The following is a 9,981-nucleotide window of genomic DNA, read 5'->3' as shown; positions in this document are numbered from 1 at the left end:
ATTTATTACTTTACTTCTCGGTTTGACACAGTTTATTTAACACTCCCCTTTTTGTTTAGTAATGGTTAATGCTTCCTTCTATAATGCAAAATCCATACTCACCCAACCCAATCAATTACTTGCAATCTGGATTCCAGTTTTAAGCTACTCGTATGACAGAGAAAGGGCTACTTGCATGAAATGAAAAGGAGCACCGAGCAGATCACTTCTTCACAAAGATCTTATCAGCAACACGCATATCAATTATGCTCCAATTGCTAAAAGTAAAGTCGGTTGTATTTTGCAAGTGGCTTAAATAATCCCATGCGCTATAAGGATTATCTTCAGGCAATTTTACTGTGGCACTGTTATCGAGTATGATATTCCATCTTCTATTGCCTACATAAACACAAGAAGAAATATGATCACTTAATTGAGTTTTCCTCTCTAGTATATCTTTAATGAATTTTAGGCTTGATAACGAATTTTGTCCTTTGATTATAACGAGGTTATCTATCTGGTAATCATCTACGATTACTTTACCTTCAGAGTCAATTACTGAAGTTCTGTTATCATCTTTCCAAAGAGCAAAAGGTTTGTGTTCATTTACATCAATGCGTAAGGTGTTGGGTAAAATCCTATAAATTCTTACATGTTTTATCCATTCGCTTACAGATTGTATATTATCTGTTAGTTTTGAGAGTGATACATACATGATAGGTTGTGTTCTATCTACTAAACTTAGAATGTCCTGTTCATTTGTAAATTTGTTTCCAGTAACGGTTACTTTGTCGATTGAAAATCCATTGCTAATTAATAAGCTCGATAAGCGATCGTTACACCAAGTAAAGTAGTAATTGAATCGATTTGTTATTTTATCAAGTGAACTATAAAGTACTAGTGTAAGGAAAAGTGCAGTTATAATCATGAAAGCACACTTGCGCAAAAAACTCCTTTGACTTCTAGTAACATTGTTCAACATCGGCTTGATCTCTAATATTCTTGTGGTGTAAACTGTCTTTGACAATAATTTTAATTAATTCATTAAAATCAATTCCTTTTGTCAATTTTGCAATTTCTGGTACTAACGATAATTCAGTAAAGCCAGGATGTGTATTAATCTCAAGCATTTTTAAAGTGTTATTTTGGGGATTATAACGGAAGTCTGAGCGGGAAACAGTTTTGCATCCTAAAAATTGATGAACTTTTAGTGCGTGTTCCAAGGTCATTCTATATATGTTGTCAGGAATTTTAGCAGGAAATATATGTTCTGCAAATCCATCTGTATACTTTGCTTCATAATCATAGAATTTATTTTTTGGTCGTATTTCCATAGTGCCAATTGCTTCATTCAGCAACACAGCAGTATGTAACTCTATACCCGGTATGTATTCTTCTATGATCATCTTTTCCATTATAGTAGAACTGTTATTTTTCAGCTCTAAGTAATCCTCATGTGAGAAAATCATGTGTACTCCAATGCTTGAGCCTTCGTTAATCGGTTTTAAGACGTACGGATAATCAACTTTAATATTATTTTTTAGCACATCTTCTCGACTAATTACATAACCTCTTGGAGTGTCGATATTAAGAGAATGGAATATATGCTTTGACATCACTTTATTCATAGCAACAGCCGAAGCCATAACTTCTGAGTGTGTATATTTTATACCTAAAATCTCCAGTAAACCTTGAATACAGCCATCTTCACCATAAGGTCCATGTAGAGCAATAAAAGCAAGAGCGGGATTAGTTTTTTTAAGCTTTTGAGCAATGTTGCTATCAACATCTATTTCTATTGCATTATATGAAAGGCTATCAAGCGCCTTCTTTACTGCTTTTCCGCTCATAAGCGATATTTCTCTTTCGCAAGAAAATCCACCACTTAAAATTGCTATAGTTGGAACCATAAGCACCCTAATATTTTGCTATATATCATATATAAAAGATACTTTTATCTTCAATAGAAAAAACGCTTTGAAAAATTCCACAGCTGTACAGATATTGCAATTTGCAGGTGGCAAGTAGTTTTATGTAAACTGGTTCCTTTGTGATCAGACACCAGATTGCAAGTAATACATTGGGTTTTGCATTATAGAATAGGGTTATTGCAAAACATATTTCCTTCAAACGTAAATGGTGTCCCTATATCCTATTGTAACGATAGTTACTTCATGTTTTTGGTGTCTGTATAATACACATCGCCAACTCTTAGTCTTCTAAACCCTTTAAAGCTATGGTGCAAGATTCACTGAATCAACTGTAAGACGTTCCTGTATTGCTTTATTTACTTTTGATTCCATATTTAATATAGTATTAATACTTTTATACTATATTAAATATAATATTAATTAAGGAGAATATTATGTCAGAAAAAGATAATAATCAATGTTCATTAAGTGAAGTTTGTATTAAATCAATCACTGGACCGTTATGGGGAGCGCATTATAACTCAAAGAAGACAATTGAAACAATTCAAAAAGATTTCGAGAATCTGAACAATGAACTTAAACCAGACAATATTGATAGTAATATATCATCTGCTGATATATTTTCTGATGAAACGCACATTTACGATTCAATGTCTATTTAACCAAAAAGATGTGAGGCTTCTTTTGTACTCTCTATTTATTCTGAACTTTTCAATAAAGTAATAAACGTATCTGAAAAGTAATTATGCTAATATAAATATTACAATTTTATTAACACATAAATGCTACCGTGGAGTTAGTTTTTTAATTTAGGAGTATATTATGGTTATGTCTACACAAAACTCGAATTCATTAACGTTTCAGGCACGCAACCTATCTCATATTTGCCATAAAAACTGTGAAGAGGCGTTCAATGAAACAGACAAACCTCTGTGCAAGGCTAGATGTGATACTTTCTTTCCAGTGCCTGAACTTCGTTCACAAATTAGTGAGAAATTAATAGACATTGCAAACAATCTCCGTTTTGAGAGTGCACAATTATCGTCTATGGCAGATGAAATAGATGCTTACAATTCAATGTCTATTTAATCAAAAAAGTGTGAGTCCACTTTCGTACTCTATTACCCTAAATTTTCGTCAAAATAAGCTGTTTTATCCTTTTTTTCTTTATACTCTTCTGCTGTATCTAGGGGTTGCTTTTTAGCTGTGACATTTGGCCACTTTTGCGAATATTCTACATTTATGTTGTAAAATGATTTAAAGATTTTTTGTTCATTGTTCAGTAAGCCTTCATCTAGCTCTAGAATATCTTTTATGGAATCATCAGTTACAATTGCATCTACTGGACATTCAGGTATACACACTCCACAATCAATACACTCATCTGGGTTAATCACGAGCATATTTTTACCTTCATAAAAGCAGTCAACGGGACATACTTCTACACAGTCCGTATATTTACATTTTATGCATTTATCTGTAACAAAATGCGTCATAAAATACTGTATATTTGCATTATCTTGGGTACACTAAACTGATAAGAAATTCAAGCCTTTTATGAAGATAAATAAATTAAATAACGAAGAATTAGAAATATGGCTAAGCTTGGCTAGAACTGTGGGACCAGTAAAGTTTTTTAGTATACTAAGAGCATGTGGCTCACTAGATGAAGTGCTTAAGTATCTTAATGAATTGGCTAACAAGGATTATGGAATTAAAAATGTACAAGAAGAAATTAAGAATGCAGAAAAAATTGGAGCCAAAATAATACCAGCATGTGATCCAGATTACCCTGACATTTTAAGGAATATACCGAGTTGTCCTCCTGTAATAACTACACTTGGTGATATATCATTGTTAAGCCGTGAGATAATTGCAATAATCGGTGGACGTAATTCTTCAATCAATGGAAGAAATTTTGCCAATAAGTTGGCACTTGATTTAAGCGAAGTTGGTTTCATCGTAATTTCTGGACTTGCAAGAGGGATCGATACTGCAGCAAACAGTGTAATATACAAAAATCACCCAACCATTGCTGTCACAGCAAGCGGAATTGACGTAGTATACCCAAGAGAAAATTTTGATCTATACAAAAGAATCACTGAAAATGGCGGGTTAGTAATTACCGAGCTTCCATTTGCTACTAAACCAAAGCCTCAGTATTTTCCCCAAAGAAACCGAATTATATCTGGCCTTTCACTCGGTGTTGTGGTAATTGAAGCATCAAAAAAGTCTGGTTCTCTCATCACAGCAGATTTTGCTTTGAATCAAGGAAGAGAGGTGTTTGCAGTTTCTGGTTTCCCTTTAGATTCACGCTGTAGTGGTAGTAATTATTTAATTAAGAACGGCGCTAAACTTGTTGAATCCGCTGATGATATAGTAGAGAGCGTGAGATTTAGTTTACCTCTTCAGCAAAAAAATCTATTTGATACCGTTGCTGACCAAAAACAAGAAAAATTACAACAGGCAAAATCTGTTATAGTTGATCATATTAACTCTGTACCTGTTGATATAGATGAACTTATATTAGCAAGCGGACTTTCTACCAACATAGCTCTAATGGCTCTTTTGGAACTAGAGACGGAAAATAAAATAGAGCGTTTGCCGGGGAATAAAATATCATTAATTTTCTAGATTGCTTTAGTTATAAATCCACAACCGTACAAACATTATGATTTGAGTCCACCAAGAAAGATGTCATTCCAGCGTGTGACGCTGGCTTTCCGTAATCTCACTAAAAACGTTGTATTTTTACATAACTTTTATACTTACTAACTTAATATATAATCAGAATTCCTAGATTCCAGACTCATGCATCAATAGACCTGCTGCAAAAGGTAATGATAAAATGATGGAAGAGGAATAAGCAGATAGAGTAAGGTAAAAAAATGAGCTTTAGTTACTACAATATAAAGAAACACCCAAGAAATTTTCGTAATATAACAGGCTTAACTGTAGAAGAATTTGAAAAGGTGATAGAAAAAGTGGGGAACGTTCAAAAAAGTGTGTCAAGCCGAAAAGAAAAGTAATAAATTGATATAAAAAATGGAGGTTTGAAATGAGTCAAGCAAATAGAACTACCGGATTAGTAGACTATAAAGAACTAGAATCAAATATTTTATCATCTATAGCTAACCCAAGAAAGGTTTAGCTATATGGCAAAATTGGTTAGAATGGTATAATAAGTAATGAGAAAGAAGAAGATGCCAAGTCCATATAGTGAGGATCTGAAAGAACGTGTTCTCAAAGGAGTCGATAAAAAAACAATGACGATAAAAAAAATCAGTCAAATATTCAAAGTGAGCATAAAACCAATATATTTGTGGAGGAAAAAGAAAAAAGAAACAGAAACCATCTTCAGGCTATCACAAAGGATATGGCCATAAGATTAAAGATATGGATAGATTTATCAAATTTCTGAATGGAAATCAGGATATTAGAATTGAAAAGATAATTGAAGAATTTGGTAATATGTGTAGAAGCACAGTATATAACTACCTTAGCAAAGTAAACTATACATATAAAAAAAACTTTTCTTTATCGAGAAAGAGATAAAGAGAAACGCAAAGAGTTCATAAAAAAAGTAGAAGAAATAAATAAAGGAAACTTGATATACATAGATGAGTCTGGAATAGAGGACAATGAATTTTATGAATATGGGTGGTCTCAAAGAGGCAAGAGGTTATTTGCCCAGGGTTTAAAAGAAAGAGGGTAAGCATAATTGGAGCACTGAATGAAGGAAAAGTTAAAGCATCATGGATAATTGATGGCTACTGCAACAGGGAGATTTTTGATGCTTATGTAGAAAATGTACTTGTTCCTGTATTTAAACCTGGACAGACTATTGTTCTCGACAATGCGAGCTTTTATAAATCTGCAGGGACGAAAAATTTGATAGAAAATATTGGGTGTAAAATTTTGTTCTTGCCTCCATACTCGCCAGATTTAAATCCGATTGAGAAGTTCTGATCAAGCACGCCATAAGAAAGGCTCTACAAACCTTTTGGCCCAATATTAATTCGGCTATTGATTTTGTTTTTTAGTGCTCGGGCAAATCTTACTTCGGTTAGCTATAGCAGCTATAATGTGCTTGCAACAACTAATTCACTACGGCAACTGCACCGTGACAGTGTTTGTATTTTTTTCCAGAGTTACAAGGGCACTTGTCATTTCTTGAAACTTTTGGAAGTCTGCTATTTTTAGTAGAGCGTGACCTATTGCCTATTTCTTGATTGTCTAGCAACTTAAAGTGCGCTAGGCGGTGAATGGTAAGCTCCCCCCACTTTTCAAGCATCGACTCAAACATTAAGAAAGCTTCGCGTTTAAATTCATTCAGTGGGTCTTTTTGCCCCATGGCACGCAAATTTATGCTTTGTCTTAGGCTCTCTAAGACCGAAAGGTGCTCCCTCCATAAATGATCAAGTGTCATGATCATCACTTGTTTCACTATCGTATTCCACAAATCTGTAGTTTGTTGACTATTGAAATATTTTTCTTTCTCAGTAAAAAATTCTTGTATCTTGTCATTTATATAATCCAAGGCTTCTTGTTTATTCAAAAACTCTTCTAGATTAAGCGTTATCCCGTATCTTATGTGGAATTCTTTTGCAATATCTTCAACATAATCTTCGTAATAACCACTTTGTACTATACCTTCTATTATATCCTCATTTACTTCACTATATACTTCAACTAAATCATTGATTTCATTGTTTAAAATATGATTTCTCTGCTTAAAAATAACTTTACGTTGATTGTTGATTACATCATCAAACTTTAGCAAAGACTTCCGCACATCATAATTTCTAACTTCAACTTTCTTCTGTGCTTTTTCAAGTGCTTTATTAATCCATGGATGATGAATAGCCTCGTTGTTCTTTAGTCCCACTTTTTGCAAAAAATTCCTCATTCTATCAGAACCAAATATCCTCATTAAATCATCTTCAAGTGATAGAAAGAACTTAGAAAGTCCAGGGTCACCTTGGCGGCCAGAACGTCCACGTAATTGATCATCTATTCTCCTGCTTTCATGCCTTTCGGTTCCAATAACACATAAGCCACCAGCTTTTATAGCAATTTCCTTATCTTTTTTTACTCTTTTGACTATTTCTTGATATTTTTTTTCTCTTTCATCAGCATTTTTTATTTTCTCGAGCTCTATTTTTGCAATCATTTCAACATTTCCACCAAGCTGAATATCAGTTCCACGTCCTGCCATGTTTGTTGCTATAGTAATGCTGCCTGGTATTCCAGCTTGCGCTATTATATACGCTTCTTGTTCATGATAACGAGCATTCAATACTGAATGCTTAAGAGAATGGCTTTTCAAAAGATCGGAAAGTTTTTCAGAATTTTCAATACTCACAGTGCCAACAAGCACTGGTTGAAGGCGTTTGTGACATTCCGCTATAAACTTCAATACAGCACTAAATTTTTCTTTTTCTGTGCCATAAATTTCATCATCAACATCTATTCTTTTAACAGGCACATTAGTTGGAATTTTTACTACATTTAATCTATATATATCACGAAATTCTTCTGCCTCTGTTGCTGCTGTTCCTGTCATACCAGAAAGTTTGTTGTACATACGAAAGTAGTTCTGAAATGTGACTGATGCTAAAGTTTGACTTTCATGCTGAATTTCAAGATTCTCCTTTGCCTCCAGTGCCTGGTGAAGACCATCAGAATATCTCCTACCTTCCATCATGCGCCCAGTAAACTCATCAATAATTACCACCTTACCGTTTTTCACTATATAATCTTTATCAGCAGTAAACAGCTTATGTGCACGAAGTGCTTGATCTATATAATGAGTCAGTATAATATTGCTAGTATCATAGAGCGAGGAATTTTCAGGAATGAGGTTATACGATTTTAGTAATTCCTCCACTCGTGAAATGCCATTTTCAGTGAGGAACACTGCTCTACTCTTTTCATCGACTTCATAGTCAGAATCAACTAATTTGATTACTATTTTATTGATATGCTTATATATCTGATTATTTTCCTCAAGTGGGCCAGAAATAATGAGCGGAGTACGCGCTTCATCAATCAGTATGGAGTCTACTTCGTCTACTATTGCATAATTGAAGCCTCTCTGAACCATATCTTCTTGAGAAAATTTCATATTATCTCGTAGATAATCAAAGGCAAGTTCATTATTTGTTGAGTATACGATATCTGCGCTATAAGCCTTTTTTCTCTCGTCGTCTGTCAAATTATTTGTAATAAATGCAACAGAAACTCCAAGAGAATTATATAATTTACTCATCCACTCTGTATCTCGTTTTGCAAGATAGTCGTTAACAGTTACGACGTGCACACCTTTTCCTTCTAAAGAATTTAGATATGCGGCTAAAGTTGCGACGAGTGTCTTTCCTTCTCCTGTTTTCATTTCTGATATCATGCCATTATGGAGAACCATGCCACCAATTAGCTGAACGTCGAAATGCCTCATGTTAAGGAATCTTCGTGATGCTTCTCGTACAACCGCAAATGCAGGTACGAGAAGGTCATTTAGTGTTTTTCCATTTTTCAGTTCTTGTTTTAATTCCGCAGTTTTACTAGCAAGATCCTCATCAGATAAGCTCTGCATTTCTTGCTCTAGCGCATTAATCTGCTGAGCAATTTTTCTGAAGGATTTTATTATCTTCTTGTTCGTTGATCCAAATATCCTTTTTATAAAAAAAAGTGACAACGTAAAGATGAAGAATATAAGAATAGTTGTTAAAACTAACGTAGAGTCTGGCATAAACTTAGGTAAAGTTTTATTTAATATGAGATTATATTACTAAACGTAACCTGCGGCAATTAGATTCAGAAAATCTTTATTTACAAACTAAGGAAAAGATTCTTGCAGATGAAATGTAAAAGAGTCTATTTATTTTATTAAATATTATAATTAATAATTAAACTTTCTTAATAAATTATTAAAATAGTGTTAAGCTACATGTATAAAACGGTTAGTGGAGTTACAATGTTAAGCAATATTATAAAAGTAAAATTAGAGGAAAATAGTTGTCCTTTTGAAGAATTAGAAGAATTTTTTGCTTCATTAAAATTTGGTACAAAAGGGTTTAAAGATTCTTCAATAAAATTAGTTTGCCAAGTATTGGAAGATTTCACCTTAATTCTACCAAGAGAGGCAGTACCTAATTCTTTCGCTTTGAAGCTTTTATCTTTGCTTAGTAAGGGAAATGAGCTAGCTTTACCTATTATATTAAAATACCTTTCTTGCAGAACTGTATTTAAAGATTTTGGTCAAAAACTACAGGATAAAGTGGATCAAGATATAAAAGGACAAAACGATTCTAAAATTTCTCAGGAGATTGAGTTATGCAAAAAAGACATTTTAAATCTTCTCAATGGTGGTAAATCAGTATTAGACGTTCAATTGAAGCAGCGGTATAAAAAATACTATTCGTTAATAGATAATGAGATTGAAGAGTTAAAGACTCAAATTTTAAAAGAACTAGAAGATTATATTAGCAATACTAACGTTAATAAAATGTATCGAAGCCTTAATAATAAAAAGAAAAACGAAGAATCATTAAAAGAAGTAGCGTTAGGATCTTGTTCATTGGGTGGAATTTGCGTGTTAATATTTTTTTCACTTGGTTTTTTTATTTTTTTTGCAACAACCATTGACCCACCTGCTCATATGAGTATGTATAAAGTAAAGGTTTTTAGGTGTATAGGAGCTTCACCTTTAGTTTTTGTAGCATTAGCACTAACAGTAGCAGGTGTAGCTTACTTAACAAGTTGTTATCTAAATCATAGTTTTACAAAAGAAATACAAGACTATATAGAGCAACCAATAAAATGTATGGATAAGGCAACTAATAATAAAGAATTAGACAATTTTCCTTCTGACAATTATGAAAAAGTACAACCTTCAGCACCGCTTGAGGAACTACTACCTTCATACGAAGAATCGTGTTACAGTAGTTTAGGTTATATTCAACCATCTAATCCAATACAGCAAAATAAGTTGTTGTAGTGAAGGTATAAAGAGAATAAGCAAAATTATATGTAATAGTTTAGACTTGATCTGACAAGCAAACAAAGTAAG

At 33.2% G+C, this 9,981-nt stretch carries 12 protein-coding genes; 8 read left to right on the top strand and 4 right to left on the bottom strand.

The genetic code is table 11. The features are described 5' to 3' along the window. Positions 1–202: 202 nt before the first annotated feature. Both JR053_RS04250 and JR053_RS04245 read right to left on the bottom strand, forming a co-directional pair. Positions 203–961 carry a cell division protein FtsQ/DivIB gene (locus JR053_RS04250; protein ID WP_010401947.1) on the bottom strand — a complete coding sequence of 253 codons (759 nt, stop codon included), beginning with the start codon at positions 959–961 and terminating at the stop codon, positions 203–205. Next, a complete protein-coding gene (locus JR053_RS04245; RefSeq protein WP_039833309.1) occupies positions 942–1,895 on the bottom strand; it encodes a D-alanine--D-alanine ligase in 954 nt (317 codons plus the stop codon). Before JR053_RS04245 ends, JR053_RS04250 begins: the two co-directional genes overlap by 20 nt. A 449-nt stretch (positions 1,896–2,344) precedes the next feature. On the opposite strand from JR053_RS04245, the gene JR053_RS04240 reads away from it, so the two are divergent. Next, positions 2,345–2,572, top strand: a complete 228-nt coding sequence (locus JR053_RS04240; protein ID WP_416603650.1) for a hypothetical protein — start codon at positions 2,345–2,347, stop codon at positions 2,570–2,572. Positions 2,573–2,738: 166 nt separating this feature from the next. Then, positions 2,739–2,999, top strand: coding sequence for a hypothetical protein (locus JR053_RS04235; protein WP_416603648.1), 261 nt, complete (start codon positions 2,739–2,741; stop codon positions 2,997–2,999). 32 nt (positions 3,000–3,031) lie between these two features. Here JR053_RS04235 and JR053_RS04230 read toward each other — a convergent pair whose 3' ends face one another. Next, on the bottom strand, positions 3,032–3,406 hold the full coding sequence (locus JR053_RS04230; RefSeq protein ID WP_010405211.1) for a ferredoxin family protein: 375 nt from the start codon (positions 3,404–3,406) through the stop codon (positions 3,032–3,034). Positions 3,407–3,467: 61 nt separating this feature from the next. On the opposite strand from JR053_RS04230, the gene dprA reads away from it, so the two are divergent. From dprA to JR053_RS04205, 5 genes are all read left to right on the top strand, one after another. Beyond that, positions 3,468–4,544, top strand: coding sequence for a DNA-processing protein DprA (gene dprA, locus JR053_RS04225; RefSeq protein WP_010405215.1), 1,077 nt, complete (start codon positions 3,468–3,470; stop codon positions 4,542–4,544). 254 nt (positions 4,545–4,798) lie between these two features. Beyond that, positions 4,799–4,939 carry a hypothetical protein gene (locus JR053_RS04220; RefSeq protein WP_010405218.1) on the top strand — a complete coding sequence of 47 codons (141 nt, stop codon included), beginning with the start codon at positions 4,799–4,801 and terminating at the stop codon, positions 4,937–4,939. Between the two features lie 159 nt (positions 4,940–5,098). Beyond that, on the top strand, positions 5,099–5,296 hold the full coding sequence (locus JR053_RS04215) for an IS630 transposase-related protein (RefSeq protein ID WP_416603645.1): 198 nt from the start codon (positions 5,099–5,101) through the stop codon (positions 5,294–5,296). A 10-nt stretch (positions 5,297–5,306) separates the two neighbouring features. Next, the gene (locus JR053_RS04210) at positions 5,307–5,465 is read left to right on the top strand and encodes a hypothetical protein (protein WP_010405311.1); all 159 of its coding nucleotides are present in this window, start codon (positions 5,307–5,309) and stop codon (positions 5,463–5,465) included. A gap of 105 nt (positions 5,466–5,570) precedes the next feature. Next, positions 5,571–5,879, top strand: coding sequence for a transposase (locus JR053_RS04205; protein WP_416603643.1), 309 nt, complete (start codon positions 5,571–5,573; stop codon positions 5,877–5,879). A 130-nt stretch (positions 5,880–6,009) separates the two neighbouring features. Here the strand turns inward: JR053_RS04205 and secA are convergent, their stop codons facing one another. Further along, the gene (gene secA / locus JR053_RS04200; protein ID WP_010405317.1) at positions 6,010–8,661 is read right to left on the bottom strand and encodes a preprotein translocase subunit SecA; all 2,652 of its coding nucleotides are present in this window, start codon (positions 8,659–8,661) and stop codon (positions 6,010–6,012) included. A 225-nt stretch (positions 8,662–8,886) separates the two neighbouring features. Between secA and JR053_RS04195 the strand changes: the two genes are divergently transcribed. Beyond that, on the top strand, positions 8,887–9,909 hold the full coding sequence (locus tag JR053_RS04195) for a hypothetical protein (RefSeq protein WP_416603640.1): 1,023 nt from the start codon (positions 8,887–8,889) through the stop codon (positions 9,907–9,909). Positions 9,910–9,981 lie beyond the last annotated feature (72 nt).

The organism is Wolbachia endosymbiont of Nasonia vitripennis (assembly GCF_048054115.1).
GTDB lineage: Bacteria > Pseudomonadota > Alphaproteobacteria > Rickettsiales > Anaplasmataceae > Wolbachia.
The sequence above is the reverse complement of the archived record's forward strand: the minus strand, read 5'-3'. Positions and strand labels throughout refer to the sequence as shown.

Excerpts from the sequence above, each read along its gene's own strand:
- JR053_RS04250 (WP_010401947.1), bottom strand. The coding sequence starts at position 961 with ATGTTGAACAATGTTACTAGAAGTCAAAGGAGTTTTTTGCGCAAGTGT.
- JR053_RS04240 (WP_416603650.1), top strand. The coding sequence starts at position 2,345 with ATGTCAGAAAAAGATAATAATCAATGTTCATTAAGTGAAGTTTGTATT.
- JR053_RS04235 (WP_416603648.1), top strand. The coding sequence starts at position 2,739 with ATGTCTACACAAAACTCGAATTCATTAACGTTTCAGGCACGCAACCTA.
- JR053_RS04230 (WP_010405211.1), bottom strand. The coding sequence starts at position 3,406 with ATGACGCATTTTGTTACAGATAAATGCATAAAATGTAAATATACGGAC.
- dprA (WP_010405215.1), top strand. The coding sequence starts at position 3,468 with ATGAAGATAAATAAATTAAATAACGAAGAATTAGAAATATGGCTAAGC.
- JR053_RS04220 (WP_010405218.1), top strand. The coding sequence starts at position 4,799 with ATGAGCTTTAGTTACTACAATATAAAGAAACACCCAAGAAATTTTCGT.
- JR053_RS04215 (WP_416603645.1), top strand. The coding sequence starts at position 5,099 with ATGAGAAAGAAGAAGATGCCAAGTCCATATAGTGAGGATCTGAAAGAA.
- JR053_RS04210 (WP_010405311.1), top strand. The coding sequence starts at position 5,307 with ATGGATAGATTTATCAAATTTCTGAATGGAAATCAGGATATTAGAATT.
- secA (WP_010405317.1), bottom strand. The coding sequence starts at position 8,661 with ATGCCAGACTCTACGTTAGTTTTAACAACTATTCTTATATTCTTCATC.
- JR053_RS04195 (WP_416603640.1), top strand. The coding sequence starts at position 8,887 with ATGTTAAGCAATATTATAAAAGTAAAATTAGAGGAAAATAGTTGTCCT.